The following is a 25,839-nucleotide window of genomic DNA, read 5'->3' as shown; positions in this document are numbered from 1 at the left end:
GAGGGAAGGGAGCACTGTGACGGCTGTGCCGAGTGACGCGCGCCTGCCCCGGACCGCCGTCGTCGCCGATCCCGACGCCCGCCGGCTGGCACGCAACGCACAGGCACTGCGCGATGCCGGATACACCGTCCTGGAAGCGGCCGATGCCGGCACCTTGGCCGCCGCACTGCTGGCCGGCGAACCATCCGTCATCGTCGCGGACGCCTTCCTCTCCTCCGTCAAGTCCCAAGCCCCCATCCTGGTCATGGTGGACCTGGACAGCCCCGCCGAAATAGCAGCGGCCAAGCCGCCGGGCATCCACGACTGCATCACCAAGCCGCCGGCGCCCAAGGAACTGGTCCACCGTGCGACCGTCCTCATTGAACAGGTATCCCGGCGCCAGGCCTCGCGGCAGGAGGCCGAGGGGCTCCGCGAACAGCTGCGAGAAGTATCCGCTGCGGTGCGCGCCACCAACGATCCGCAGGAAATCGCCAACCACGTGGTTTCGGGCTTCGGCCGCACCTTCAAGGCCGACCACGTGGTCCTCTGCACCTTCGAGGACCACCGTGTGCCCGTCATCACGGCCACCTGGCACCGGCCCGGCCTTTCGGAACTGCCCCCCGGCGCCCTGCCCTGCGAGGACGAGGCACGCGCCACGGCCGACGCCCTCTGGGCCGGAACGGAGACGCTCTCCGCTGATGGCGGCGACACCGATGCAGGGGCCGACGACAAGCGGGCGCCCGCCGTCGCCGGAGCGGCCTCGACCCTGGCCGTGCCCATCGGCGAAGGAAATTCCTCGCTGGGCATCATCCTGATCGCCACGATGGACAAACAGCGCACCTGGTCCAGCGCAGAACTGGGGCTGATCCGGCACGTGGCGGGGAACGCCGCCTATGGGCTCATCCAAAGCCACCTGATCAACAGCCAGCAGCAGGTGGTGAAGCAGCTGCGGGAACTCGACAAGGCCAAGACCGATTTCCTGGCAACGGTGAACCACGAGCTGCGCACCCCACTGACCTCGATCATGGCCTACCTGGACATGATCCAGGAAAGCACCGAACACCCGGTGTCCAACGAGGTCCACCAGATGCTCGACATCGTGGTCCGCAACACCGAACGGCTCCGGACGCTCATCGAAGACATGCTCAGCGTCTCGCGCGGCGGCCTGGACAACACCGCAATGCAGCTGGCACCCGTCCGTTTGGGACAGACCCTGGACCTGGTGGCCGCGGCGCTCCGCCCGCTGGCCACGCTCCAAAACGTCACCATCGACGTGGACCCCGTTCCTGAGGATCCGGAAATACTCGCCGATGAGGTGCAGCTGCAGCAGGTCTTCACCAACCTGGTGTCCAACGCCATCAAGTTCACGCCAAGCGGCGGCCGGATCGAAGTCGGCAGCGAATCGCACGCCACGGCCGACGGTTCCAAGTGGGCCACCGTCCGGATCGCCGACACCGGCATCGGCATTTCGAGCGATGAAATCAACCATGTCTTCACCAGGTTCTACCGGGCCTCCAACGCCATGAACGGTGCCATCCCGGGAACCGGCCTGGGACTGGCCATCTCCAAGGACATTGTGGACCGCCACGGCGGCCGCATCGACGTCGCCTCCACCCTGGGTGCCGGGACCACGGTCACGGTCAGCCTTCCCCTCGGCACTGACCGCGCCCAGGCCAACTAGGCGCCGAAGGAGGACTGGCCATGTTTGCCGACGACGACCCCCGGCTCTCCCAGCTACTGGAAGGCATTGTGCGGCTTGCTTCCGGGGACCTCACCTCGCGAATCGAGGTCTCGCCTGCACGGGACGAGCTCGACGCGATCATCATGGGCACCAACCTGCTGGCCGAGGACCTGCAGATCATTTACGGCGAACTTGAGCAGCGGGTCCAGATCCGCACCCAGCTCCTGCACGAAGCACACCTCGAGATGCAGAAGATGGCCATGCAGGACCCGTTGACCGGGCTGGCCAACCGCTCGGCGCTGCTGGACGCGCTCCGCACCGCACTCGAAGGGCAGCCGGGAGCCGACGGCGAGGCGGCCCAGGATGGCCCGGCCATCCTGCTCCTTGACCTGGACGCCTTTAAATCCATCAACGACAGCCTGGGGCATACTGCCGGCGACCAGGTGCTGGTGACCGTTGGCGAAAGGCTGCGGACCGCGGTCCGGACGTCCGACGTCGTGGCCCGCCTGGGCGGTGACGAATTCGCCATTGTCATGCCGTCCGCGTCGGCGGACCAGGCTGAAGTCGTGGCGCACCGGATCCTGGCCTCCCTCAAGGACCCCGTTGAACTGCCCGGGCGGAGCGTGCGCTGCGGGGCCAGCATCGGGCTCAGCGTGGCCGGCGACGGCCAAAGCCCGGAGGACATGCTGATGGAGGCGGACGTTGCCATGTACGCCTCCAAGGCCGAGGGGCAAAACAAACTGCACCGGTTCGAGCCCGCCCTGCTCCTGATGCGGCGGCTCCGCAGCCAGCTGGTGGAGGACCTGCGCGCCGCCATCAAGGATGACGCGCTGACACTGCACTACCAGCCCGTGGTGGAACTTGGCACCGGCAGGATCGAAGGCGTGGAGGCACTGGTCCGCTGGAACCATCCCACGCGGGGTTTCATCATGCCGGACGAGTTCATTCCCCTCGCCGAGGAGGCAGGGCTGATCTCGGAGCTGGGGCTGTGGGTCCTTCGGACGGCAGTACGGCAACTGCGGGCGTGGCTCGACGCCGCCCTGGTGGACGGCACGTTCTCGGTCCGCATCAACATTTCGGCCACCGACCTGCAGAGCCTGCAGTTCATCGAGGACGTGCGGAACACGCTCCAGGAGACCGGCGTAAAGCCGGAGCAGGTAGTGCTGGAACTGACGGAAGTTGCGATCGTCAAAGGCAACGAGCTGGACCGCTATTCGCTTGGCGGGCTCCGCGGCCTGGGCGTGGGCATCGAAATTGACGACTTCGGCACGGGTTACTCGTCCATCAGCTACCTGCGGCGGCTGCCCGTGGACCGGGTCAAAGTGGACCGGTCGCTGATCACTGGGCTGGAGACGGATCCCAGCCAGCCGGCCCTGGTGGCTGCTGTCCTTCAGCTGGTTCGGGCCTGCGGGCTGGAGGCCGTATGGGAGGGCGTGGAGACGGCGGAGCAGGCCGCCATCCTGCGCGACCTGGGCTGCCGCAGCGCGCAGGGCTACTACTTCAGCCGCCCGGTTCCGCCGGAGCAGATCCCGGAACTGCTGGCTGACCAGCAGGAAAGCGCTAACCAGTAACGTAAAAACTACTGCGCTTTTCCGGCCGCCGTTATACGATCAGCGTGCGGTGTCTGGTTTTTCGCCGCCGAGGAATTCAGGTCTGGCAGCACCGTACTTTTATAAGGCGTTTGGACATTTGAACATTATTGGGCCATCGGGTCATTACTTCGTCAACTGGGGGCGTTGCTAATGTCGGTTCGGGTACAGGCATGGGGAATTATCGCCGCCGTACTTGCGGATACGGATCCTTCGGGAGCCGCAATTCGGCAGAGGCTGAGCAACAGCCTCGATGAGAATCCCGGCGTGCCCGAGCGGGCCCTGCTGGAGTATCTTCTCGAGACCAGGCGCAGCGACACCAGTATGGTGGAAACGCTGGAGGCCAGGGACATGCTCCTGGGGCGGCCCGCGTTGCCGCCACAGTTCGCGGAGCAACTGGACGCGATCCGCAGCATCTCCCGGATTGGGGCCCTGCTGCAGAACCAGATGGTCATGACCGCGTTCCAGCCCATCTACGGGCTGGAGGGAAAGACCGTGGTCGGGGCCGAAGCCCTTTCCCGCTTTGTCAGCGACGACGGCGCCGCCGCCGAACTGTGGTTCGCCGAGGCAGCGGCGGTGGGCCTTGGCGCAAACCTCGAATTCGCGGCTCTGGGCTCCGCGGCCGCCGCCGCCCAGGACCTGCCGGAAGACCTTTACGTTTCCCTCAATATTTCCCCGACGTCCTGCCTGGATCCGCGACTGCCGGAACTGTTCGAGCACATCGAACTGCCCATCGACCGGGTGGTGCTCGAGCTGACCGAAGACATTCCGGAAGAGGAATACCTGCAGTTTATTTCCGCCATAAACCCGCTTCGCGAACAAGGGCTGCGGATCGCCGTCGATGATACCCACACCGGTGCCGGTTCCCTCAGCCGGATGATCCATCTCCAGCCTGATTTCCTCAAGGTGGGCCGCAACGTTATCGGGGACGTGGACAAGGACGGCCTTCAGCGGGCGCTGGCCGCCTGCCTGGTGGACTTTACGGAACAGGCAGGCATCACCCTCGTGGCGGAGGGCATCGAGACGGTGGGCGAACTCAAGGTCCTCACCGAACTGGGCATCAGCGCCGGGCAGGGCTACCTGCTGGGCCGGCCGTCTGTGCGTCCCGAGGACTGGACCAACTGGAACACCCGCCTGGACGTTGACGGCCTGGAGCGCCAGTTGGCGGGCCCGGGCGATTCCCCCACGGTCTCCCGCGGCAGAAAATCGCCCTGACCCCCGCCTCTCCGGGAGCTATTCCGAGTGCCCCTGGTCCCTGCTCATCTGGCCTTCTGCCGGCGGAGTCTCGCCGGGGGGCACTCCCCCGCCAGGCTCCAGCCCGGTGACGTTCCCCTCCGCGGGGTCCGGATTGGGTGAACCGGCAGACTCCCTGCTGCGCTGCTTGTCCAGGTGCGGCTGGGCGGCGCCCACCTCTTCCTGTCCCGGCCGGTCGGGGTTGGCGGGATCATTTTCCGGATGATAAGTGCTCACGCTGGTCTTCCTTCCTCTCCGGCTGCGGTCTGATTCCCCAGCACTGGACTAATTGTAAGCATGCTGATAATTCTGGAGGAGTAGGGCCGGTATGCCGCTGGGGCGCCGGCACGCAAGCCGGAAGGAGCAGTCACATGGGAATCGGCGACAGCATTGGCAAGGCAGCGGAAAACGCCATGGAGGACCTGGCCGGGACATCAAAGCCAACGGAGAAGATGGATGTGCCCGATCCCACCGACCCCAACGACGACGTGGAGGTCCACTCGTCGTTGAGCGAAGGTTCCAACGCCATGTCGGCGGAAAAGCAGAAGGCTCCCGGCTTGAAGACCGGAGCCGCGCCCGCCCCGGTGTCCAATAGTCCACTCGGCGGGGACGTCGACGAGACGGACAACGACGGCGACGCCAACGACAGGGACACCGGCGGCTCGGACGACGGCGGCCTGGCCGGGGATGCCACGGCACCCACCGGTCGCGGGGGAACATCAGCGGGACCTGCGGGACTTCCGGACAGCAATCCTGATCAATTGCGGGCAGACCCGACCGAAGGCGACCAGGATCCATCCACCAGCACGGGCCGGGGTTAGTCTTCCGGCCGGTGCGGCCACTGGCCGCGGGCCAGCAGCACGTCACGCAGCAGGTCCGCCCGGTCAGTGACGATGCCATCCACCCCCAGTTCGAGGAGCCGGTGCATCTCGTCGCTGTCGTTGATGGTCCACACGTGCACCACCAGGCCAAGGGCATGGGCGCGCCGGAGAAAGCCGGAAGTAACAACACGGACGCGCCCATAACGCACGGGAACCTGCAGGGCGTGGACGTCCCGAAGGACCGGGCGCATCAACAGCCGGAACACCGGGCGCGGGAGCACGGGGCCCAGCAGGGTGAAAAGTGCCGTTGAGCCGACTCCCGCAGAGGAGGCCACCGGCCGGCTGAGCAGCTTCAGCACCGCCCGCCGCCGCCGGTCCGAAAAACTGGTCACCAGCACCCGGTGGTGCACCTGGTGCCGCTCGATGGCGGCTGCGGTGCTGTGCACCGAGCCCCAGTCCTTGACGTCGAGGTTCAGCCGGGCCTCGGGAAGTGCGGTGACCAGTTCATCGAACGTGGGGATGGGCTCGCGGCCGTTGATCCGGGCCCTTGCCACGTCCGCGGCCGGCAGGTCCGCCACCCGCCCCCGGCCGTCCGTCACCCGGTCCAGGGTTTCGTCGTGGAAGAGCAGCAGTACGCCGTCGGAGGTGGTGTGCACGTCGGTTTCGAGGTACCGGAAGCCCAGGCTGACGCCGGAACGGAACGCGGCCATGGAGTTCTCCAGCCCCTCCGTCGAGAACCCGCGGTGGGCCATGGCGATGGGAAGCTGCCGCCCGGCGTGGTCTTGATGCTCGAAAAAGGGCAGGGTCACACTGCGAGCGTACCGCCAGCGGCACGGGGATCAGGCCTGCGCGGTCATTCCCGGCAGTCCGTCTCCCCACACGCAACGATGTCCACGCCATCACCGCAGTGCAGCAGGGTCCTGCCGCGGCCGCCCTCCAGGTGGACCCACACCGCAGTGTGATCCGGCGTGATGGTGTCCACTACGCCGCCTGCCTCAAAGCCGGGCGCGAACAGGACCCGGACGCGGTCGCCCTGCCGCAGCTGCTTCCAGTGCGGAGCCGGCATCGCAGTGCGCAGCGGTGCATCGGCCAGGTGCTGCTTGACGTTCCTTGCCATGGTTGCCCCCTAAGAGCCGGCGTAAGAGGTGCCTGCTTTCCACGGTTGACGGTACCGCGGAAAGGTAAACGCCAGGTGAGCGGGAGCTGGGAGTTTGGGGCGGAAATCAGGAAAACTGGACGCCAAGGGAAGCCAGCCTGGCCTCCAAAACCTGGGCTACGCCGTCGTCGTCAAAATGGGGCGCCTGCTGCCCTGCTGCCCGGATGGCTTCCGGATGGCCGCTGGCCATGGCATAACCGTGGCCCGCCCAGCGGAGCATCTCAATGTCATTGGGCATGTCGCCAAAGGCCACCACGTCGGCGGCGTCGATTCCCAGCGCTGCGGCATATTCAGCCAGGGTAACCGCCTTGTTGACGCCGGGCAGGGATAGCTCCAGCATGGCAACACCGGGCGAGGAGTGCGTGGCGGCCGCCAGGTGCGCGACGGCGGGCGCCACCTCCGCGAGGAAGTCATCCGGCGTTCCGTCGCGGACGATGGCGAGGAACTTCACCACCGAATCGTCATCGGTGAGCGTGTCCTTCAGCGGCGCGGGAGTGAACTCGGCAAGCAGTTCACTGGACTCGTTTTCGATGAAGCCAGGCTCGAGGTGGAATCCGGTGAGCGTTTCGGCGGCGAACAGCGCGGCGGGCCGGAGTTCCTTGATGATGCGGCGGAGTTCCAGGACTGTCCCGATGGCGAGGGCGCGGGCGGAGACCAGGCGGTCCGCCTCAAGGTCCCAGACGACGGCACCATTGGAGCAGATCACCCGCCCGGTGTGGCCGAGCTGCTCCTCGAGCGGGTGCAGCCACCGCGGCGGCCGGCCGGTGACGAAGACAAGTTCGACGCCGGCCTCCCGGCAGGCGTGGAAGGCGCGGATGGTGCGGGGGCTGATTTTTCCATCGTGCCCAAGGATTGTTCCATCGATATCGCTTGCAACCAGCCGCATCCTGCCAGTCTACGTGGGCGTTCGGTCCCGGTGCGCAGCGTGGAGCCTGGCCTGGGGTGGCTTTGGGAATCTGCGGGCGGTCGCTGCTTCCTGCTAAGGACCGACGGCGTGCTGAACCTTGTGCCTGATTTCCCTTCCGGCTTTGCGGGCCTGGGCCGGCCGGGGAAAGGCGCCCGGCGAGTAGGCCATGAAGTAGTCCACCGGCTGCACAGCCCTCCACCGCCATCCCTCCGAACTTCGGAAGATTTCGAAGGTGGCACTGGCGGCGGCTGCCTTAAAGGCGGCTGCCTCACGTTCGGCGAAGGCCATCGATGCGAAATACCGCCCCGGCCATGCCAGCAGTTCACCGTTTTCGGAGAGCCACCAGGACGGCCCTTGGCCACGGTCCGCGACTTCAAATTTCACCACAGGTCCTTTCCTCGATCCAGCCGGGCAGCTGGCCGCCCAGCTGCCCGCAGGGCGGCAACCACCCAGGCTCAGGATGGGGGATGAAGCACAAGGACGCGGCCTGATCCGGTAAAGAATGGCTCAAGAACAGTGGACGACGGCTGCAGCCCTTCGTTAGCTGCGGACCCTTCGCCGCCTGGCAGGGGGAGTGCCCGTTGTCAGCCACCGGCGCTACACTGAAACTATCGAACATATTTTCGAATAAAGGTGTGTTGTGGGCGTTACTGTCGGTCCCCGCGTGATAGATGCGGGCGCCTCCCTGTTCTCGGTGCTGATCTCCCCCGTGGCGGTGGCAGCGGGCTTCCCGTCGCCGGCACAGGACTACTTCGATGGCCGCATTGACCTCAATGCACACCTGATCAAGGACATCACCAGCACCTTTGTGGTCCGGGTAACCGGTGATTCCATGGAGGGCGCCGGCATCAGCGACGGTGATGAACTGATCGTGAACCGGGCGCTGGAGCCCCGCGATGGATCCGTGGTGATCGCTGTGCTGGATGGAGAACTGACAGTGAAGCGGCTCCGCATCACCCGCACAGGCGTGGTACTGCAGGCAGAGAACCCGAAGTATCCGGACATCCACGTTCCTGCCCTGTCCGAGTTGACCATCTGGGGCGTCGCCACCAGGTGCCTCCACCATGTGTAAGGAGCAGCATGGCTAAGCCCGCCCTGATGCGGCGGATGCCGCAGATTGCCCACGTGGACGTCAACTGCTTCTACGCCTCGGCCGAGCGGGCTTTCGATCCCTCACTGGAGGGACGGCCGCTGGTGGTGCTGTCCAACAATGACGGCTGCGCGGTGACCCGCTCCCCTGAGGCGAAGGCCCTGGGCATCTCCACCGGCGAGCCCTGGTTCAAGCTTGCGCCGCGGGCCAAGGAATGGGGCCTTGTGGCGAAGTCCAGCAACTATGAGCTCTACGGGGACATCAGCGCCCGGGTGATGGAACTGCTGGGCAGGTACTCTGCATGGCTTGAGGTCTACAGCATCGACGAGGCGTTCCTGGGTGTGAAGGGCGGGCCGGAAGAGCTGCTGGCTTTGGGCCGCCGGATGAAGGACGCCGTGCGGCGGCATGTGGGGGTGCCGGTGTGCCTTGGCATTGCCCCCACTAAGACCCTGGCCAAGCTCTGCAACAAGTGGGCCAAGAACAATGCAGCTTTCGGCGGAGTCTGCCTGTGGGACGCCGTCCCGCAGGAGGTGCGGGAGGCATTGCTGGCCCGCTTGCCCGTGGACGAGATCTGGGGCATCGCCGGGCGGCTCACCCGGCGGCTCAATGTCCTGGGAATCTTCACCGTCCTGGACCTGGTCCGCGCGGACCCCGTCATGATCAGGGACAGGTTCTCGGTGGTGGTGATGCGGACGGTCCTGGAGTTGCGGGGAACCCCCTGCATCCCCATGGAGGAGGAGCGGATCGGCCGCGACCAGCTGATCTTTTCCCGCTCCTTCGCTACCCCCGTCACAACAGCGGCAGGCCTGCGCGAGGTGCTCAGCATCTATGGACAGCAGGCGAGCGCCCGGCTATCCAAGCACGGGTTGCAGGCGAAGGTCCTGACGGCGTTCGCTGCCACGTCCCCCTTCAGGAACCACGAACAGGCGTATCCATCCGTGTGCGTCGCGCTTCCGATGCCCACGGCGGATCCGGTCCTGCTCACCAGGGCCGCCCACGCGCTCCTGCCCCACATCCGGGACGGACTCAAATACGCCAAGGCCGGCCTCATGCTCACCGACCTCCGTCCCACAGGGAACCAGCCGCCGCTGGAGCCGTTCGTGAACCCGCACGAGGACCGCGGAATAGGGCCCCTTCTTGAGGACGTGGGCAAGAAGTTTGGCCGGAGCTCCATTGGGTTGGGGCACGCCGGCATCAGGTCGGGACTGGACTGGACCATGAAACGCGACATGCGCTCGCCCCGCTACACCACGCATTGGGACGAACTGCCGTTGGTAAAGGCTGCGTGAACCACCGCTCCCGCCGCCGGGCTGCCGGCCGGCGGCGGGAGCGGCAGCTTGCTAGACGCGGGACCTGCCCCGGACGAAGTGGATGATCAGGACCACGACTGCGACGACCAGGAGAATGTGGATCAGGCCGCCGCCAATGTTCGCGAGCAGTCCAAGAAGCCACAGAACGGCGATGATGATGGCAATCCAAAGCAACATGAGTGTGTCCTTTCCTAGTTTTTACAGAATCCCCATGCGGTGTAGGTACCCACCGGGCAAGGGGGCGAATCAGGGCCCACACCTGCTGGCCACAGGCTTGGCCGCTGCCGGGCGGCCCCAGCCACCGGTTGGAGACGCCGCGCGACGATTTTTGACGCCGCGCTACGCCGCGTTGAGCGTTCGCGTCGCCGCGTGAACGCCCGCTACGGGATTGATTGTGGGGGTGGCGGGCGCTCCGTAATCTCGTCTCAGCATCCGCCCCAGCAAAGGATTTCCCCATGGCAAACCAGCAGGACAAGAACCCGCACGTCCAGTCCTCAACCCGCATCGTCGCCGGACAGTCAGCGAAACCCAAGCGCCCCCTCGGCCTGAAGATCGGCATCGCGGCAGCCGTCCTGGCCCTCGTCGGCGGGGGTGCCGCCGTCGCCTCCGCCGTCAACAACGGCAGCGCGGCACCGGCAGCCGAGGCGGCTCCGTCGGGCAATCCTGCCGCCGAGCTGAAACTCGGCTACTTCGGCAATGTCACGCACGCCCCGGCCCTGGTGGGGGTCAGCAAAGGCTTCATCGCCGATGCACTGGGCAGCACGAAGCTCAGCACCCAGGTGTTCAACGCCGGCCCCGCGGCCATCGAGGCGCTGAACGCGGGGGCTATCGACGCCACCTACATCGGCCCGAACCCGGCCATCAACTCGTTCGTCAAGAGCGGCGGCGAGTCGATCAACATCATCGCCGGCGCTGCGGCCGGCGGGGCGCAGCTGGTGGTCAAGCCGGAGATCAACTCGGCGGCTGACCTCAAGGGCAAGACGCTCGCCTCGCCCCAGCTCGGCGGTACGCAGGACGTGGCACTGCGCGCCTGGCTTTCCTCCCAGGGTTACAAAACCAACGTGGACGGCAGCGGCGATGTCGCCATCAACCCGACGGAAAACGCCCAGACCCTGAAGCTGTTCCAGGACGGAAAGCTCGACGGCGCGTGGCTGCCTGAGCCGTGGGCGTCCCGCCTGGTCCTGAATGCCGGGGCCAAGGTGCTGGTGGACGAGAAGGACCTGTGGGACGGCTCGCTCTCCGGCAAGCCGGGTGAGTTCCCCACCACCATCCTGATCGTGAACCAGAAGTTCGCCGCCGACCACCCGGACACCGTCAAGGCACTGCTGAAGGGCCACGTGAAGTCGGTCGACTGGCTGAACCAGGCCTCCGCCGCGGAGAAGGCCACGGTCATCAATGCGGCATTGAAGGACGCGGCCGGCGCGGAGCTCAAGGCGGACGTAATCGACCGGTCCCTGAAGAACATCGTCTTCACCGTGGACCCGCTCGCGGGAACCTACAAGAAACTCCTGGCCGACGGCGTGACCGCCGGCACCACCAAGCAGGCGGACATCAACGGCATCTTCGACCTGCGCGCGCTCAACAGCGTCTCGGGCGGGAAGACCTCCGCAGCCGGGCTGGGCAAGGAGTAGCTTTCAGCGGCACCACCCAGGACGCCAGCTCACATGATGCACCCTTTCGACCAACGCCCGCTCACTTTCCCCAGAAAGTGAGCGGGCGTTTGCGGTTTAAGCACAGGAAATGAGCGGGCGTTGCAGCCAAGTGGTATCAGCTTCATGGATATCTGATATCGAAAAAGTCGTCTTCCCCGAATATATGAAGTGCCTCACAGTGGTTACAGGACCTGCACCAATCAGACCGCAGCCAGTAGCCAAAAGGACTTCACCGTGGAAACTCCCCTCTCCCATCTTGCCCACCTCGAGATCACCAGCCCGGACGTCGAAGCCTCGGCCAGGTTCTACGAGGAAAAGTTCGGCATGCGCATCATCGACCGCGTGGACGGCAACGTCTACCTCCGCTGCTGGGGCGACTACTACCGCTACAGCCTGGTGGTCACCGAAGGACCGGAAGCGTCCCTGGGCCGGATGGCCTGGCGCACCAACTCGCAGGCAGCCCTGGAAGCCGCCGCACAGCGCATCGAAGCGACCGGCGTGCAGGGCACCTGGACCGCCGGCGGGCACGGCTACGGCAAGGCCTACGAATTCACCGGCCCCTACGGCCACCACATGCGCCTCTTCTACGACGTGGATAAGTTCGTGGCCGAACCCGGCTTCGAGTCCACCTACCCGGACCGGCCCGAGCGGCGCAGCAGCCACGCGGCAGCACCCCGTTTCCTGGACCACGTCACGGTGGCAACGCAGGATGTCCGCGGCTTTGCCAAGTGGTACAACGAAGCCCTGGGCTTCCGCGTCATGGCCTTCGTGGACCTGGACGAAGCCCCCATCACCGTCTTCTCCGTCCTGACCACCAACGAAAAGTCCCACGACCTCGGCGTCGTGCTGGACACCTCCAACCGCCCCGGCCGCGTCAACCACATCGCCTTCTGGGTGGACACCACCGAGGACCTGCTCCGCACGGCGGACGTGATGATGGAAAACGGCACCCCCATGGAATACGGCCCGTCCATCCACGGCGTGGGCGAACAGAACTTCCTGTACTTCCGCGAGCCGTCCGGCCTGCGCGTGGAGCTGAACTCCGGCGGCTACCGCAACTACGTCCCGGACTGGGAAGCCAACACCTGGAAGCCCTCGCTCGGTTCCAACAACTTCTATAAGAACGGTGCCATGCCGCACTCCATGACCGAGTCGTTCCCGCCCGCCGAGGGCTTCACCGCCACAGAGGAAGGCGCGTCCCCGGAAATGAAGGAAGCGCTCCTGAACCCGTACGCCAAGCAGGGCCGGGGCTAAGACACCATGGCCGAAACCACCTACGCACTGGTCCGGTTCCAGGAGCCCGGCGACAGCAAGGCCCGCGCAGGCCTGCTGGTCAACGAGCGGATCCTGCCGCTGGACGGGGACATTAACTCCCTGATCGAGCACTGGGACACCACCGAAAGCCAGCTCGACGCACTCGCCGCCTCCGCAGGCGCGGACACCGGCCTGCCGCGGGCCGCCGTCGAAATCCTCGCCCCCGTGGAACCTGCCCAGGTCCTGCAGACCGGGGCCAACTACCGCAAGCACGTCATCGACCTTGCCGCCGCCCACCGCGAACCCGGCGAGGACGAGGAGGAAGTTCGCGCCAAAACCGCCGCGATGATGGACAAGCGCGCAGGCCAGGGCAGGCCGTACTTCTTCATCGGACTCCCGACGGCGATCGCGTCCGCCACGGACGACCTCACCCTGCCGGCCTACTCGAAATCCCACGACTGGGAACTGGAACTGGCGACAGTGATCGGCAAGACCGCGTTCCGGGTCACCCCCGAGGAGGCACTGGACCACGTCTTCGGCTACACGATGGTCAACGACATCACCACCCGCGAATACGTGTTCCGCAAGGACATGCCCGCTATCGGTTCCGACTGGTACCGGGCCAAGAATGCCCCCGGCTTCCTGCCCACCGGCCCGCTCCTGGTTCCCGCCAAGTTTTTCGGCGACCCACAGGACGTGCAGGTGACCCTGAAGCTCAACGGCAAGGCCATGCAGGACGAGTCCACGCAGGACATGATCTTCGGCGTGGCCAAGCTGGTCAGCGAAGCCTCGCAGATCATGCCGCTGCGCCCGGGCGACCTGGTGCTCACCGGCAGCCCGGCCGGCAATGGCCAGCACTGGGGACGGCTCCTCCAGGACGGCGACGTCATGGAAGGCACCATCACCGGCCTGGGCACCCAGCTGATCCACTGCAAGGACGAAGTGGCAACCGAAAGCAGCAAACCGTGACCACGCAGGACACAACCCGCATCACCGGAACCGGGGGCTCAACTGATTCCCCGGTGATCCGGCGCGACGACCCGCTGGGCAGCATCCGGGCCATGGCGCGGGCCCACAACAACTGGGGACGCTGGGGCCAAGACGATGTCCTGGGCACGCTGAACTTCATCGACGACGCGAAACGCGTCGAAGCGGCGGCCCGGGTCAGAACCGGCGAGGCGTTCTCGCTGTCCCAGCCCTTCGACACCAACGGTCCGCAAAAGGGGTGGCGCCGGCGCACCAACCCGGTCCACACCATGACGGACACCGGCGTGGACGCCGAACGCGGCAACCAGGGCTTCCCGCATGGCTTCGGCGGGGCGGACGACGTGATCGCCATGCCCCTGCAGTGCTCCACGCAGTGGGACGGGCTGGGACACATCTTCGACCAGGGCAAGGCCTGGAACGGCCGCGCTGCCGGGGACGTGGTCACCTCCGAGGGTGATCTGGTCACCGGCATTGAAACGGCTGCGGCCAAGATCGTCACCCGGGGCGTCCTGCTCGACGTCGGACGTGCGCTCGGACCGGAGCTGGGACGGGACGACGGCGAACTGCCGGACGGATTCGCCATCACCCCCGAACACCTCGAGCGGATCATCGCACTCCAGGGCCCCAGTTCCGAAGTGCGGCGCGGGGACATCGTGGTGATCCGCACCGGCCAGTACAGCCGGGTCCGCCGCGACGGCTGGGGCGACTACGCAGGCGGAGCGGCCCCGGGGCTGTCGTTCAGCGCGGCGCCGTGGCTGCACCGCAGCGAAATCGCCGGCATCGCCACGGACACGTGGGGCTTCGAGGTCCGGCCGAATGAGTTCGACGGCGCCTTCCAGCCCCTCCACCAGATCGCCATCCCCAACCTTGGCCTGTTCCTGGGCGAAATGTGGGACCCGGACGGACTGGCGGAGGCATGCGCCTCGGACGGCAGGTACGACTTCCTGCTCACGGCCGCGCCCCTCCCCATCACCGGGGCCGTCGGATCACCGGTCAACCCGATCGCCGTCAGGTAATTTTTTCCCTTAGACAACAGCAGAACCGCCGTCAATACAAAGGAGTCAGCGATGGCAGCAGTACAGAACGTCGGAATCGTGGGGGCGGGAGCCGCGGGACTGGCCGCCGCCATCCTCCTGGCCGACGCCGGAGTCCAGGTGGAAGTCCTGGAAAAGGCAACCGAACCTCAGACCCTGGGATCCGGAATCACCCTGCAGGGGAACGCCCTGCGGGTCCTTCGCCAGCTCGGTGTCTGGGACCAGGTGGCAGCCAAAGGCTACGGCTTCAGCACGCTGGGCCTGCGCGCCCCCGACCCCGCAGGCACGGTCATCGCGGTCCTGGAGGACATCCGCACCGGCGGCGACGACCTTCCCGCCACCATGGGCATGTACCGGCCTGACCTGACCTCCATCCTCCGGGAACGGGCCGAACAGGCGGGAGCCCGGATCAGCTACGGGAAGACCGTCACGGGGATAACAGACGACGGCGGGTCCGTCACCGTCAGCACGGCCGACGGCGGCACCGCGACCTATGACCTCCTGATCGGCGCCGACGGCCTGCACTCCGCTGTCCGCAAGGCCATCGGTATCGACGTGGAACCCCGGCCCACGGGCATGGGCATCTGGCGGGCCTTCGTGGAACGGCCCGAAGAGGTGGTCCGCACCGACCTCACCTACGGCGGCCCCTGCTTCATTGCCGGGTACTGCCCCACCGGCCCCGACACCATATACGCCTACCTGGTGGAAAAGGCGCAGGAGCGCAAGCACGAGGACGGGCCCCGCATCATGGCCGGGCTCGCCGCGGCTTACGGCGGCCCGTGGAAGGAGATCCGGGAAAACCTGGACCACAGCGCGCGCATTAACTACACCTGGTTCACCACTCACCTGGTGGATGGCCCCTGGAACCGGGGACGCACGGTCATCATCGGCGACGCTGCCCACAGCTGCCCGCCCACGGTGGCCCAAGGCGCCGCCATGGCACTGGAGGACGCGGCCGTACTGGCCGAACTCCTGGTCGAGGCCGACGACGTCACCGAGACCCTGTTCAAGGAATTCACCGACCGCCGGCTGGACCGGGCCAGGGCAGTGGTCAATGCCTCCGTCCAGCTGGGCCAGTGGATGCTTGACGGCGTCCGGGACGCCGACGTGCCCGGTCTGATGCACGGCCTCTCCGTCATGTTGAAGGAACCCGCATGAGTCCCCGCCCGTCTGAAAACCCCGTCCTGGACGTCCATGCGCACATCCTGCTCCCGGCCCTGCAGCAGCTCGTGGCCGACGCTGACCCCGACGGCTTCGCCGCGCTGCAGGCCCTGGAGGTGCGGCGCAACGGGCCCGGGTCCATGGCTGCCTCGGGGAAGATGATCAAGGAACGCTGGCCGCAGCTGACGGACCTGGACCGCAGGCTGGCAGACATGGACGCGCAGGGCGTGGACGTGCAGCTGGTTTCGCCCTCGCCGTCGCATTTCTACTACTTCGCCGGTGAAGAACTGGCCCTCGAAGTGGCCCGGCAGGCGAACCATGCCGTACGGGAGTTCGTGGACCGTGCGCCGGAACGGCTCAACGGCCTGGGCCTGGTCCCACTCCAGCACCCGCACCTGATGGTGCAGGCGTTGGAGCACGCGGTGCTGGAGTGCGGACTGCTGGGCGTGGAGATCGGCTCCTACGCCGCCACTCCCGGCGATTCAGACCGCAGCACGGTGGAGCTTTCGGACCCCCGGCTGGAACCGTTCTGGAGCCGCTGCGAAGAGCTCGGCGCGGTGGTGTTCCTGCATCCCTTCGGCTGCTCCCTGGATGAACGGCTGGACCGCTTCTACCTGGCCAACACCGTGTCCCAGCCAGCCGAAAACGCCGTTGCCCTGTCGCACCTGATCTTCAGCGGCGTCCTGGACCAGCACCCGGCCCTGAAGGTCGTGGCTGCGCACGGCGGCGGCTACCTCCCCAGCACGCTGGGCCGCTCGGACCATGCCTGGAAGGTACGGCCCGAGGCACACGGCTGCGCCCAGCCGCCGTCGTCCTATCTGCAAAAGCTCTACTTCGACTCCCTGGTGCACAGCCCGGCCGAACTGCGGGCGCTCGTGGCGGCCGCCGGTCCGGAGCAGGTGCTGCTCGGCTCGGACTACCCGTTCGACATGGGCTCCGACCTTCCCGTGGACGAGGTCCAGGCAGCCGGACTTCCGGCCGGCGACGAGGCCCGCGTCCTGGGCGGCAACGCCCGGAGGCTGGGAATCACCGCGGCTGCCGCCCTCACCACCCGACCTACCGCTTAAGGAGGCTCCGAATGGTCAAGATTGCACGCTGGAATGACGACGGCGGGACGCAGTCCGGCTTTGTGGACGGCGGCGCTTGTTTCGCCCTCCCCCAGGGACAGGACGTGCAGACACTGCTGGACGCCGGACTCGAGGAGACACTGGCCACCGCCCGGCGGGTCATCGGGTCCGGTCCGGCGGTCCGGCTCGCGGACGTGCAGCTGCTCGCCCCGCTGGTGCCCGCCACCATCCGGGACTTCGTGGCGTTCGAGGAGCACGTGGAGGGCGTCCGGAAGAGCATCGACGGCGAAGCCGGCGTGGTGCCGGAATGGTATGAGGCACCCACGTTCTACTTCACCAACCCGCACACGGTGACCGGGACCGGCGAGGTGATCGGCATTCCGGCAGGCTGCACGGACCTGGACTTCGAGACCGAGGTGGCCGCCGTCGTCGGACGCGTCCCCGGCAGCGACGGCAGCAACCTGACGGCGGAAGAGGCCCACCGGCACATCTTCGGCTACACCATCCTCAACGACTGGTCCGCCCGGGACCTGCAGCGCCGCGAGATGAAAGTCAGCCTCGGCCCGTGCAAGGGCAAGGACTTCGCCAACACCCTGGGGCCCTGGATTGTCACGGCGGACGAGTTCGAGGACCGGCACGACGCCGGGGGCTTCCTGCCCATCTCCATGGCGGTGAAGGTCAACGGCGAGCCGATCGGCCAGGACCTGCTCTCCAACATGGGCTGGCCGTTCGCGGAGCTGGTGGCCTACGCGTCGCAGGATTCGATGGTACGGCCCGGCGACGTGCTGGGATCCGGCACGTGCGGCAGCGGCTGCCTCGCCGAGCTCTGGGGACGCAACGGCGCACAGACTCCCCCACCATTGAAGACCGGCGACGTGGTTCGGATGACCGTGGAAGGCATCGGAACCATCGAGAACACTGTTGGCACCCGGCGCGAAGCCGTGACCCGGGTGGCAGCCCGGACCCGCCCACGCAACCGGACTGTCCAGCCGGCGTCCGCCGGATCCTGAGGTGGTTTCCCTCCAGCTCGAGGGCCGTACGGTGGTGGTCACCGGGGCCGGCCAGGGCCAGGGCGCTGCAGAGGCACGGATGCTGGCCGAAGCCGGGGCGCGGGTCGTCGCCACCGACCTCGCCGCCGGCATCCCCGCAGGGCTGGCCGGGGTGGTTCCGTCCGCGGACGGATGCCTCGTGTACCGGCAGCTTGACGTATCGGATGCCGCGGCGTGGGCGCGCCTTGGGGACTGGATCCGCTCCGAGGGGTGGACCGTACACGGCCTGGTGAACAACGCCGGCATCACCCAGCGCAGCCGCCTGCTGGACGTGTCTCCCGCTGACCTGCACAAGGTCTACGGGGTCAACGTGGCGGGGAGCCTGCTGGGTATCCAGACCCTGGCACCGCACATGGCCAGGGCTGCCTCGATCGTGAACGTCGGCTCCGTGGCCGGCCTGACGGCCCACTATCCAGTGGCCTACACCGCGAGCAAGTGGGCGCTGCGCGGGCTGTCGCAGGTGGCCGCCATGGAACTCGGTCCGCGCGGTATCCGGGTGAACACCGTTCATCCCGGCTTCATCGAAACTCCCATGACGCAGGGAGCCAAACCGGAGTTCCGGCAGGCCACGCTGGCCGAAACCCCGCTCGGCCGCACCGGCAGCGTGGAGGAGGTGGCCGGTGTCGTGCTCTTCCTCCTCAGTCCGCTGTCCTCTTTCGTGACGGGCGCAGAGATCCCGGTGGACGGCGGCCAGTCCGGCCACGGCGGCGCCAAGTCGGTCTCCGACGCCCTGCGCTGAAATTCCCTGACCGGTCAGCCGGGCAGCACGGCCGACCAGCCGCCGTCGACCATCAGGTTGGCCCCGGTGACGTACGAGGCCTCGTCCGAGGCGAGGAACAGCGCACAGTTGGCCACTTCCTCCGGCGCACCGATCCTGCCCAGGGGAATGCTTCCGGCAATGGTCCGCATGGGGTGGTCGGCGGCGAGGAGGTTGCCCTCGGTGGCGGCGGTGCGGATCATCCCGGGGCTGACCGCGTTGACGCGGAGCCCGAATGGCGCACCCTCGGCAGCGAGCTGCCTGGTCATGGCCACCACCGCGCCCTTGGTGGCGGTGTGGGCCAGCCGCCCGTTGGTCATCGAGCCGGTCACCCCCGCCGTGGAGCCCACCAGGACAATGGCGGCGTTCGGCGCCGCGATCAGCTGCGGCCAGAAGTACTTCACCGGCAGGAACACCACATCCATCTCGTGCTCCACGTTCCACTTCCAGTCCGCGTACGTGAGGTGCTCCACCGGCGCGAAGCGCGTGACGGCGGCGTTGGCGTACAGGATGTGCACCTCCCCATGGACGTCCACGACGTCCTGGGCCCACGACGCCACGGCAGCCTCATCCGTGAGGTCTACCCGGTTGCTGCTCATCCGGCCACCGGCGGCGGTGACCTGCGCGACCGTGGCGGCAGCGCCGTCGTCGTCCATGTCGCAGCCCACCACCACGGCCCCTGCCGCAGCGAACGCGAGCGCGGCGGCCCTGCCCTGGCCGCTGGCCGTCCCGGTGATAACAGTTGTCTTGCCGGCCAGGCGCGGGCTGGAAACGGGCATGGAAAATCCTTCCGGACGTGTGTTTCTCGACTTTCGCAGGGGTGGACCGGAAGGGGAACAGCGTTTTAGGACTAGGTGGTATCTGCCGCGCGGATAGTCCCTCAGATAGTCAGGGCGACGGGCTCAGCCGTTTTCCGCGGCAGTGCCGGCGGCAGGTGCCGCGGCGTCTGCGGCGAGGGCCTTGCGCCGGCGGGCCACCTGGATTGCGATGGCGGTGGGGATCACGGCCAAAGCGGTAATGCGCATCCAGGGCCGGTCCAGGACGTGGCCGCTGAGCGCGTCCAGGGAGTATGGTCCGGAGCCGCCGATGGTGAAGGCGGCGGCGGCCAGGCCCAGCACGGCCGGATACTCGAGGCCGCCCTCCTGGGCGAAGAAACCGTTGGGGGCATGGACGCTTGCCGCCACGCCCATGGTGGTTGCAGCAGCGGCGCCGGCGGCTGGCGTCGCCAGACCCAGGGCCAAGGCAAGCCCGGCTCCCGCTTCACCTACGCCCGCGAGGACGGCGCTTGTCTTGGCGGGGCGGAACCCCATGGCGTGCATGCCCTTGCTGGTGCCTTCGACGCCTCCCCCGCCGAACCAGCCGAAGAGTTTTTGGGATCCGTGGGCCACGAGCACTCCTCCCAGAGCCACCCTGAACAGGGTTTGCGCCGCTGCCGCCGCCCCAGGGCTGGTGGTTCCATTGCTCATAACAGTCCTCCTTGGTTGGTTGAGTCGCTGCACGGCTCGGGTCAGCAAGAGTCTACGACCGGGCAACGACACCGTCACGGGCGCCGAACAAGCCTTGGGCCTACGGGCTGTCTGCTTACGGGCTGACTGCCTCGTGGATAGCCACCGGATGGGTGCTCACGGGGAAGAGCTCGTGGAGCCGGGCGCAGGAGCGCTGGACCACGGACCGGAGCCATACGCTTGCCGGATCTTCCGCCTGGGAGGGGTGCCAGTACATGGCCTCCACCAGGGACGCCTCGGTCCCGCCGGAGAATTCCAGCACCGCAATGTCCGCACCCCGCTGGGCCCGGGCCGCCAGCATCCCCGGCACCAGCGCCACAAGGTCCGTCCCCTCCACCAGCAGCGGCAGGGACAGGAAGCCGGCCACCACGGCAGCCACCCGGCGCTTGATGCCGCGTGCCTCGAACAGTTTGTCAGCGGGGGTGCTGATGCCCTCGCCGAAATAGCCGACGGCGTGCGGAACGGTGGCGAGATCCGCCAGGGTCAGCCGGGGCTGCTGGAGCAGCGGGTTGCCGGCGTCGGCAACGGCCATGAAGCTGTCCCGGAACAACTGCCTGCTGGCGCCCTGCATCTGGTAGCCCGTGGGGCCCACCAGCAGGTCGATCTTCGAGTAGTCGGCCATCTGGCCCTGAATACCGGATTTTGCCGTAGGGACGAAGTCCACGGATACGCCGGGGGCTTCGTCCCGCAGGATGCCCCGCAGCGGGCCGACGATCAGCGCGGCTGCGTAGTCGGAGGCTGCGATGACGAACTCCCGTTCGCTGGTGGCCGGGTCGAAACCGGACCGCACACGGGTGGCGCGCTGGATGTGGAGCATGGCTTCGTCCACCAGCGGGACCAGGGACTGGGCGAAGGGGGTGAGGTCATAGGTGCGGCCGTTGCGGACCAGGAGTTCGTCGTCGAAATGGCGCCTGAGCCTCGCCATCGCCGCGCTCGTGGCCGGCTGGCTGAGCTGCAGCCGCTCCGCCGCCCGGGAGATGTTGCGCAGTTCCAGCAGGACCTGCAGGTGGGGCAGCAGGTTCAGGTCCAGGTTCTTCATACCCACAGGTTAGCCGTGCCCGCGGTGCGGTCTTCCAGTGCAGTAGGGCTAAGGGTTGACGGGGACTGCCCGCGGTCCACGGACCAGGACGGCGAGGAGGGCCACCGTGCATGCGATTCCCAGGGCGCCCAGGGCGAACCCGAGGCTGCCCAGCGCCGCTGCAGCCGCGCCGAGGACGATGGGAGTCAGGAACTGGCCGATGAACAGGGTTCCGGTCCAGATGCCGGTGCCGCGACCGCGCTGCTGGTATTCGAGTCCGTTGACGGCCCAGGTCAGGAGGGTGGGCAGCAGGACACCGGTTCCCGCACTGGCAATGACAGCACCGGCGATCGCCAGCGGAACATTCCCTGCGACGGAGACGAGCGAAAGTCCCACGGCGGCCAGTCCGAACGCGAGCGCCAGCAGGTTCTTCGTGCCCAGCTTCGCCAGGAAGCGGAAAGAGATGGCGCCTGCTGCCGTGGCCAGGGATGCGATGGCCGCGGCGAGGCCGATGAGTGCCGCGTCGGCAACGCCGAGGCTGGTGATGACGTACGGCAGGTGCACGATGAGGGCGTAAAACACTATCCCGCCGAACAGCGTCACTGCGGCCGGGGCGCCTATCTGCCGCCAGGGCACTGGCGTGCGGACAGGCTCCGTGCGCTGGCTCTTTGCCGGTTCCCACAGTTTGAAGATCATGGGGATAACGATCACGGCACTGGCCGCGTATAGCCAGAACGGCGTCCGCCAGCTGATGCTGCCCAGGGCACCGCCGAGCGCGAAGAACGCTGTGGCGGCGAGCGCGCTGACCATGGTTTGCAGGCCCAGGTATTTGTTCCGCTGTTCGCCCTGGTAGTAGTCCGTGAGGAGGGTGGTGCAGCAGGTCATGATGGCGGCTTCCGCGATGCCGACGCCCACGCGTGACACGGCAATGGACTCCAGGCTGGTGAGCCACAGCGGTGCTGTGCCGAAGGTTGCGTAGGCCAGCATGGCGAAGACCAGGAGCTGCTTGCGCCCCACCCTGTCGGCAACATAGCCGGCCAGTGGGGAGAAGAGGGCCACGAACAACGCCGGCAGTGTCAGGGTGAGCGGCACCAGGATGGCCACGCCGGGCGTACCCGCAAACACCTGGCTTAGCGTCGGCAGGATGGGTGCCAGCAGAACGGCGCCCAGCACCGGCATGCAGCTGCCGGCAACAAGCAGGGCCGCCTGGAACCGCCCGGCCGGACGCGTCACCACCGGGCCGGGTGTCCCGTTCCCGGCAGTACCCGCGAGCTGAATATTCTCCATTGAATCTTCCTTAGCCTCTTGATGGTCACGGAGGGGACGGTACCGCCGGGGCACCGAAAGTGACTTCCCTCACTGTGACAACACCTGGGCTATCGCGGAATCATGGATTTGGGATAGCTGGTATCCACGGGACGGATGGATGCCCAGCTGCAGACCCTGATGTGACGGCTGACCGGAAGTGTCAGGCCCCCAGGTCCTCCGCCACCTTCCGCGCCCCGCGCACAGCGATGGCCACGCTCATCAGGGTGGGGTTCATCGCCGTCGCCGTCGGAATCAGCGCATTGCCGCCCACCACCAGGTTCTCGTAACCCCACACCCGGGACCACGGATCCGCCACGGAGGTGCCGTCGTCGGCCGCACCCATCCGCATGGTGCCCTGGTAGTGCAGGCTGGAGCCGTTGGGCATCAGCCTGGGCTCGGCAACAAAGACGCCAAGGGCTTTGCCGGCCCGGCGGAGCCGTTCCGTGGCCTGGGCGATTTCCGTTTCCTCCCTCTCAGTGAGCGCATACTCGATGGTCATGTTCGGGAAGCCGCGGTAGTCCTGTTCGTTGTCGTCAAACGTGACGGCGTCCTCGTAGCGCGGGTGCTTGCGCATGCCGTACCCCATGTTCACGTAGCCCCACGGGTTCTCCGAGTACGGCGTGCCGGGCTCCATGGGGAACGGCGTGGTTTCGGTGTACATCACCTGGACGGAGAACGGGTGCTCCGGCTCGGAGAACGGGATGCGGTTTACCGCCGCCACCGGATCGGCGGGATTCAGCGCACGGCGTGCGTGTTCGGCTTTGAGGTCTTCCTCGGTGGCGAACCGCTGCATCTTGTCCGCGTCGAGCGCCACGGTGGAGATCACCACCGGGTGTTCGGTGAGGTAGTGGCCCAGTGCCTGCGGCCGGACGTCCGAGGCCCACAGGAGCTGCGGCGAGCGGAAGGCATCCGCAGCGACCACCACCGCATCGGCGGCCACGAAGGATTCCTCACCCGTGCGCAGGTCCTGGACGGTAACGCCGGTGGCGCGCTGCCCCTCCAGTTCCACGCGGCGGACCAGGGTGAGGCCGCGCAGTTCGAACTGCTTCGAAAGCGGGTTTTCCTTGTCGATCAACGGTCCGAGGACGACGTCGGCACCCGCCCAGCGCACGGAACCATCCGGCTGCGGGTCCCCCGCCACGGGAAGCGTGCCCACCCCGTAGCCCGCCGGCAGTTCGGCGCCGAACTCTTCGTCCAGCAGGGATCGGATCGCCTCACCCACCTTTGAATCCGCGAAGGCGGCACTGTGGACGTGCAGCAGCTGCTTGGCCTCCTCAATCAGGCCGTCCCACTCGTCGTCGGCGATGAACGGAATCTTTTCGCTGAAGGCGGGCGACGGAGTCGCACAGGTCCAGTGCGCGCCCTGGCCGCCCACATTGGTGGCCGCAGCCGCCGCCGGAAAGGAGGGTGCATGCGCTGAGCCTTCGCCGCCGAAATCGAGCAGGTGGGTGCCTTGGCGCGCGGTGAACATGCCTTCGGTAACGGTTCCGGCGGGGATGCCCAGGGACTCGCGGTAGGCGCCTGCCTGCGGACCCTGGGACATCTCGCGGGCACGCGCCTTTTCGGCGGGGTCCGGGATGTTGCGGACGCTCTCGCCGGGGACGGCGGTGAGCTGGGGCCCGGCTTCGAACATCACCACGCGGGCGGTGGGGATCTGTTCCAGCAGGACCCGTGCGTAGGTGGAACCGATGGGTCCGCTGCCGACGATGGCAACAGTGAAAGTGGACATGATGTCTCCTTTGGGATCAGGCCGGGAGGGATTCGGACGAAGGGCGGGGAGCGGGAACGGGTTCATCGGAGAGCCTGCCGTGCGGGAGCAGCAACGCCGCGACGATTCCCACGGCGTAGGCGGCGGCCAGGGCGATGAAGATGGGGGTGAAAACTGAGCTGTAGATCTGTGCGACGTCCGCCTGGACCGCCGGTGCCGCCGCATGGACCAACTGCGGGGTCAGGGTGGATGCTTCGAGCCGTGCCGGCAGCCTGGCGGCGACGGCGGATCCGATCACCCCGCCGATGATGGCGGTGGCAACCGTCGATCCCACCTGCCGCACCAGGTTGATGGTGGCGGTGATGGTGCCGGTCTGGCTGGGTGGTGCGGCGCCCTGGACAACGGCGACGATGAGGCTCATGAAGGCCCCCGTGCCCATCCCGACAACGCCCATCACGATCATGGGCACCCACAGCGGAAGACCCGCGGGGAGCGAAGCCATGACCAGCAGTCCGGCGGCCCCCAGCATGGTGCCGATGATCGGAAATATCCTGTAGCGTCCGCTGCGGCTTGCCAGCCAGCCGGTGAGCAGGTTGCTGAGCAGCATGCCGAACACGGTGGCGATGGGCACCAGGCCGGACACCGTAGCCGTGGTCCGGTATGCCATCTGGAAGTACGTGGGCAGGTATGCGGTGATGGAGAAAAGGCCGACGCCGATGATCGCCGAGAGTGCCGTGCATGCGGCAATAGTGCGGTTGGCGAAGAAGTGCAGCGGCACGACGGGCTCCGGCGCGCGCCGCTCGATCAGGAAGAAGGCGGTGAAGCCCACCAGGCAGATGCCGCCGGCGGCCAGGGTGGCAGCACCGGCGTTCCGTTCCGCGATCCAGGAGGCTGCCAGGACGAGCGCCACCAGCGAGGTGGTGAACACGGCTGCACCGGCGATGTCGAAGCCGCGGGGCGCGGGTCCCGGTTCGAGGTGCGGAACGGCAGCCAGCGCAAGGGCCAGGGCGGCGGCGCCTACCGGAATGTTGATCCAGAACACCAACTGCCAGCCCCAGTAGTCGGTAATTGCCCCGCCGAGGACGGGGCCCACCAGGATGGCGATGGGGAAGGCCGCCCCGATTATTGCCATGTAGCGGGGCCGTTCACGCTGGGTGGTGACGCGGGCAATGATGGTCTGCGACATCAGTTGGAGGCCCGCGGAACTCATTCCCTGCAGGACGCGGGCGGCAATCAGCCACCGCATATCCGTGGCGAAGCCACAGATGAGTGACGCGGCGAGGAACATCACGAGGGAAGCCAGGAAGACCCGGCGCGCGCCCAGGACGTCGCCGAGTTTGCCCAGCACGGGCAGCAGGACGGTGCTGGCAAGGGTATATCCCACCACCACCCAGCTCATGAGCTGCAGCGCTCCCAGTTCGCCGGCGATAGTGGCCAGGGACGTGGATACCACGGTGTGGTCCAGTGCCCCGAGGAAAGAGACAGTCAAAAGGGAGGCGACGAGGAAACGAAGCCTTACACGCGAGAGTGGCATAGTAGTCTGCCCGAACGATCGGGCCGTCGACGCGACGTG

26 protein-coding genes are annotated in these 25,839 nt (G+C 67.1%); 14 read left to right on the top strand and 12 right to left on the bottom strand.

Going from position 1 to position 25,839, the window contains the following annotated elements; all coding sequences use genetic code 11:
* Positions 1-16: 16 nt before the first annotated feature.
* The 3 genes from ACTJK0_RS12600 to ACTJK0_RS12590 all read left to right on the top strand — a co-directional run bounded on the left by ACTJK0_RS12600 (position 17) and on the right by ACTJK0_RS12590 (position 4,464).
* Positions 17-1,660 carry an ATP-binding protein gene (locus tag ACTJK0_RS12600; protein WP_440745397.1) on the top strand — a complete coding sequence of 548 codons (1,644 nt, stop codon included), beginning with the start codon at positions 17-19 and terminating at the stop codon, positions 1,658-1,660.
* Positions 1,661-1,680: 20 nt separating this feature from the next.
* Entirely contained in the window at positions 1,681-3,231 is a 1,551-nt protein-coding gene (locus ACTJK0_RS12595) for a putative bifunctional diguanylate cyclase/phosphodiesterase (RefSeq protein WP_440745396.1), read from the top strand.
* Between the two features lie 285 nt (positions 3,232-3,516).
* Entirely contained in the window at positions 3,517-4,464 is a 948-nt protein-coding gene (locus tag ACTJK0_RS12590; protein ID WP_440745395.1) for an EAL domain-containing protein, read from the top strand.
* An 18-nt stretch (positions 4,465-4,482) separates the two neighbouring features.
* Here the strand turns inward: ACTJK0_RS12590 and ACTJK0_RS12585 are convergent, their stop codons facing one another.
* Complete coding sequence (locus ACTJK0_RS12585) at positions 4,483-4,719, bottom strand: DUF6480 family protein (RefSeq protein ID WP_440745394.1); 237 nt, start codon at positions 4,717-4,719, stop codon at positions 4,483-4,485.
* 134 nt (positions 4,720-4,853) lie between these two features.
* On the opposite strand from ACTJK0_RS12585, the gene ACTJK0_RS12580 reads away from it, so the two are divergent.
* Positions 4,854-5,303: a hypothetical protein gene (locus tag ACTJK0_RS12580; protein ID WP_440745393.1), complete on the top strand. Its 450-nt coding sequence runs from the start codon at positions 4,854-4,856 to the stop codon at positions 5,301-5,303.
* Here ACTJK0_RS12580 and ACTJK0_RS12575 read toward each other — a convergent pair.
* The 4 genes from ACTJK0_RS12575 to ACTJK0_RS12560 form a co-directional block, all read right to left on the bottom strand.
* Positions 5,300-6,112: a glycerophosphodiester phosphodiesterase gene (locus ACTJK0_RS12575; RefSeq protein WP_440745392.1), complete on the bottom strand. Its 813-nt coding sequence runs from the start codon at positions 6,110-6,112 to the stop codon at positions 5,300-5,302. The genes ACTJK0_RS12580 and ACTJK0_RS12575 overlap by 4 nt on opposite strands.
* 44 nt (positions 6,113-6,156) lie before the next feature.
* A complete protein-coding gene (locus ACTJK0_RS12570; RefSeq protein ID WP_440745391.1) occupies positions 6,157-6,420 on the bottom strand; it encodes a hypothetical protein in 264 nt (87 codons plus the stop codon).
* Positions 6,421-6,526: 106 nt separating this feature from the next.
* The gene (locus ACTJK0_RS12565) at positions 6,527-7,345 is read right to left on the bottom strand and encodes an HAD family hydrolase (RefSeq protein ID WP_440745390.1); all 819 of its coding nucleotides are present in this window, start codon (positions 7,343-7,345) and stop codon (positions 6,527-6,529) included.
* A gap of 93 nt (positions 7,346-7,438) precedes the next feature.
* Complete coding sequence (locus tag ACTJK0_RS12560) at positions 7,439-7,750, bottom strand: hypothetical protein (protein ID WP_440745389.1); 312 nt, start codon at positions 7,748-7,750, stop codon at positions 7,439-7,441.
* A 256-nt stretch (positions 7,751-8,006) separates the two neighbouring features.
* Here ACTJK0_RS12560 and ACTJK0_RS12555 point away from each other — a divergent pair, with 256 nt between their 5' ends.
* Both ACTJK0_RS12555 and ACTJK0_RS12550 read left to right on the top strand, forming a co-directional pair.
* Entirely contained in the window at positions 8,007-8,438 is a 432-nt protein-coding gene (locus tag ACTJK0_RS12555) for a LexA family protein (RefSeq protein ID WP_440745388.1), read from the top strand.
* Between the two features lie 8 nt (positions 8,439-8,446).
* A complete protein-coding gene (locus tag ACTJK0_RS12550; protein ID WP_440745387.1) occupies positions 8,447-9,745 on the top strand; it encodes a Y-family DNA polymerase in 1,299 nt (432 codons plus the stop codon).
* 51 nt (positions 9,746-9,796) lie between these two features.
* Here the strand turns inward: ACTJK0_RS12550 and ACTJK0_RS12545 are convergent, their stop codons facing one another.
* Positions 9,797-9,943 carry a lmo0937 family membrane protein gene (locus tag ACTJK0_RS12545; protein WP_110542275.1) on the bottom strand — a complete coding sequence of 49 codons (147 nt, stop codon included), beginning with the start codon at positions 9,941-9,943 and terminating at the stop codon, positions 9,797-9,799.
* A 278-nt stretch (positions 9,944-10,221) separates the two neighbouring features.
* Here ACTJK0_RS12545 and ACTJK0_RS12540 point away from each other — a divergent pair, with 278 nt between their 5' ends.
* From ACTJK0_RS12540 to ACTJK0_RS12505, 8 genes are all read left to right on the top strand, one after another.
* Positions 10,222-11,397, top strand: coding sequence for an ABC transporter substrate-binding protein (locus tag ACTJK0_RS12540; protein WP_440745386.1), 1,176 nt, complete (start codon positions 10,222-10,224; stop codon positions 11,395-11,397).
* A 255-nt stretch (positions 11,398-11,652) separates the two neighbouring features.
* Positions 11,653-12,672 carry a VOC family protein gene (locus ACTJK0_RS12535; protein ID WP_043450249.1) on the top strand — a complete coding sequence of 340 codons (1,020 nt, stop codon included), beginning with the start codon at positions 11,653-11,655 and terminating at the stop codon, positions 12,670-12,672.
* A 6-nt stretch (positions 12,673-12,678) separates the two neighbouring features.
* Positions 12,679-13,641: a fumarylacetoacetate hydrolase family protein gene (locus ACTJK0_RS12530; protein ID WP_440745385.1), complete on the top strand. Its 963-nt coding sequence runs from the start codon at positions 12,679-12,681 to the stop codon at positions 13,639-13,641.
* Complete coding sequence (locus ACTJK0_RS12525; RefSeq protein WP_440745384.1) at positions 13,638-14,675, top strand: cyclase family protein; 1,038 nt, start codon at positions 13,638-13,640, stop codon at positions 14,673-14,675. Before ACTJK0_RS12530 ends, ACTJK0_RS12525 begins: the two co-directional genes overlap by 4 nt.
* Before the next feature lie 51 nt (positions 14,676-14,726).
* Positions 14,727-15,851 (top strand): FAD-dependent oxidoreductase, encoded by a 1,125-nt coding sequence (locus ACTJK0_RS12520; RefSeq protein WP_440745383.1) that lies wholly within the window; start codon positions 14,727-14,729, stop codon positions 15,849-15,851.
* Positions 15,848-16,921, top strand: a complete 1,074-nt coding sequence (locus ACTJK0_RS12515; protein ID WP_440745382.1) for an amidohydrolase family protein — start codon at positions 15,848-15,850, stop codon at positions 16,919-16,921. The genes ACTJK0_RS12520 and ACTJK0_RS12515 overlap by 4 nt, the downstream gene beginning before the upstream one ends.
* An 11-nt stretch (positions 16,922-16,932) precedes the next feature.
* Positions 16,933-17,931: a fumarylacetoacetate hydrolase family protein gene (locus ACTJK0_RS12510; protein ID WP_440745381.1), complete on the top strand. Its 999-nt coding sequence runs from the start codon at positions 16,933-16,935 to the stop codon at positions 17,929-17,931.
* A gap of 1 nt (position 17,932) precedes the next feature.
* Positions 17,933-18,709 carry an SDR family oxidoreductase gene (locus ACTJK0_RS12505; RefSeq protein ID WP_110542266.1) on the top strand — a complete coding sequence of 259 codons (777 nt, stop codon included), beginning with the start codon at positions 17,933-17,935 and terminating at the stop codon, positions 18,707-18,709.
* Positions 18,710-18,723: 14 nt separating this feature from the next.
* Here ACTJK0_RS12505 and ACTJK0_RS12500 read toward each other — a convergent pair whose 3' ends face one another.
* The 6 genes from ACTJK0_RS12500 to ACTJK0_RS12475 all read right to left on the bottom strand — a co-directional run bounded on the left by ACTJK0_RS12500 (position 18,724) and on the right by ACTJK0_RS12475 (position 25,800).
* Entirely contained in the window at positions 18,724-19,506 is a 783-nt protein-coding gene (locus ACTJK0_RS12500; protein WP_440745380.1) for an SDR family NAD(P)-dependent oxidoreductase, read from the bottom strand.
* A 123-nt stretch (positions 19,507-19,629) separates the two neighbouring features.
* Entirely contained in the window at positions 19,630-20,193 is a 564-nt protein-coding gene (locus ACTJK0_RS12495) for a DoxX family protein (RefSeq protein ID WP_110542264.1), read from the bottom strand.
* Positions 20,194-20,308: 115 nt separating this feature from the next.
* Positions 20,309-21,271: a LysR family transcriptional regulator gene (locus ACTJK0_RS12490; protein ID WP_440745379.1), complete on the bottom strand. Its 963-nt coding sequence runs from the start codon at positions 21,269-21,271 to the stop codon at positions 20,309-20,311.
* A 48-nt stretch (positions 21,272-21,319) separates the two neighbouring features.
* Positions 21,320-22,537, bottom strand: coding sequence for an MFS transporter (locus tag ACTJK0_RS12485; protein WP_440745378.1), 1,218 nt, complete (start codon positions 22,535-22,537; stop codon positions 21,320-21,322).
* Between the two features lie 181 nt (positions 22,538-22,718).
* Positions 22,719-24,287, bottom strand: a complete 1,569-nt coding sequence (locus ACTJK0_RS12480) for a GMC oxidoreductase (protein WP_440745377.1) — start codon at positions 24,285-24,287, stop codon at positions 22,719-22,721.
* 16 nt (positions 24,288-24,303) lie between these two features.
* A complete protein-coding gene (locus tag ACTJK0_RS12475; protein WP_440745376.1) occupies positions 24,304-25,800 on the bottom strand; it encodes an MFS transporter in 1,497 nt (498 codons plus the stop codon).
* Between the last annotated feature and the right edge of the window lie 39 nt (positions 25,801-25,839).

Origin of the sequence: Paenarthrobacter sp. 22069, assembly GCF_052046035.1 — a bacterium.
Taxonomy (GTDB): Bacteria; Actinomycetota; Actinomycetes; order Actinomycetales; family Micrococcaceae; genus Arthrobacter.
The sequence above is the reverse complement of the archived record's forward strand: the minus strand, read 5'-3'. Positions and strand labels throughout refer to the sequence as shown.

What these genes read in the sequence shown, in the direction of transcription:
- ACTJK0_RS12520 (WP_440745383.1), top strand. Translation starts at nt 14,727, where the DNA reads ATGGCAGCAGTACAGAACGTCGGAATCGTGGGGGCGGGAGCCGCGGGA.
- ACTJK0_RS12500 (WP_440745380.1), bottom strand. Translation starts at nt 19,506, where the DNA reads ATGCCCGTTTCCAGCCCGCGCCTGGCCGGCAAGACAACTGTTATCACC.
- ACTJK0_RS12515 (WP_440745382.1), top strand. Translation starts at nt 15,848, where the DNA reads ATGAGTCCCCGCCCGTCTGAAAACCCCGTCCTGGACGTCCATGCGCAC.
- ACTJK0_RS12480 (WP_440745377.1), bottom strand. Translation starts at nt 24,287, where the DNA reads ATGTCCACTTTCACTGTTGCCATCGTCGGCAGCGGACCCATCGGTTCC.
- ACTJK0_RS12495 (WP_110542264.1), bottom strand. Translation starts at nt 20,193, where the DNA reads ATGAGCAATGGAACCACCAGCCCTGGGGCGGCGGCAGCGGCGCAAACC.
- ACTJK0_RS12595 (WP_440745396.1), top strand. Translation starts at nt 1,681, where the DNA reads ATGTTTGCCGACGACGACCCCCGGCTCTCCCAGCTACTGGAAGGCATT.
- ACTJK0_RS12550 (WP_440745387.1), top strand. Translation starts at nt 8,447, where the DNA reads ATGGCTAAGCCCGCCCTGATGCGGCGGATGCCGCAGATTGCCCACGTG.
- ACTJK0_RS12485 (WP_440745378.1), bottom strand. Translation starts at nt 22,537, where the DNA reads ATGGAGAATATTCAGCTCGCGGGTACTGCCGGGAACGGGACACCCGGC.
- ACTJK0_RS12545 (WP_110542275.1), bottom strand. Translation starts at nt 9,943, where the DNA reads ATGTTGCTTTGGATTGCCATCATCATCGCCGTTCTGTGGCTTCTTGGA.
- ACTJK0_RS12490 (WP_440745379.1), bottom strand. Translation starts at nt 21,271, where the DNA reads ATGAAGAACCTGGACCTGAACCTGCTGCCCCACCTGCAGGTCCTGCTG.
- ACTJK0_RS12570 (WP_440745391.1), bottom strand. Translation starts at nt 6,420, where the DNA reads ATGGCAAGGAACGTCAAGCAGCACCTGGCCGATGCACCGCTGCGCACT.
- ACTJK0_RS12565 (WP_440745390.1), bottom strand. Translation starts at nt 7,345, where the DNA reads ATGCGGCTGGTTGCAAGCGATATCGATGGAACAATCCTTGGGCACGAT.
- ACTJK0_RS12530 (WP_440745385.1), top strand. Translation starts at nt 12,679, where the DNA reads ATGGCCGAAACCACCTACGCACTGGTCCGGTTCCAGGAGCCCGGCGAC.
- ACTJK0_RS12510 (WP_440745381.1), top strand. Translation starts at nt 16,933, where the DNA reads ATGGTCAAGATTGCACGCTGGAATGACGACGGCGGGACGCAGTCCGGC.
- ACTJK0_RS12475 (WP_440745376.1), bottom strand. Translation starts at nt 25,800, where the DNA reads ATGCCACTCTCGCGTGTAAGGCTTCGTTTCCTCGTCGCCTCCCTTTTG.
- ACTJK0_RS12580 (WP_440745393.1), top strand. Translation starts at nt 4,854, where the DNA reads ATGGGAATCGGCGACAGCATTGGCAAGGCAGCGGAAAACGCCATGGAG.
- ACTJK0_RS12540 (WP_440745386.1), top strand. Translation starts at nt 10,222, where the DNA reads ATGGCAAACCAGCAGGACAAGAACCCGCACGTCCAGTCCTCAACCCGC.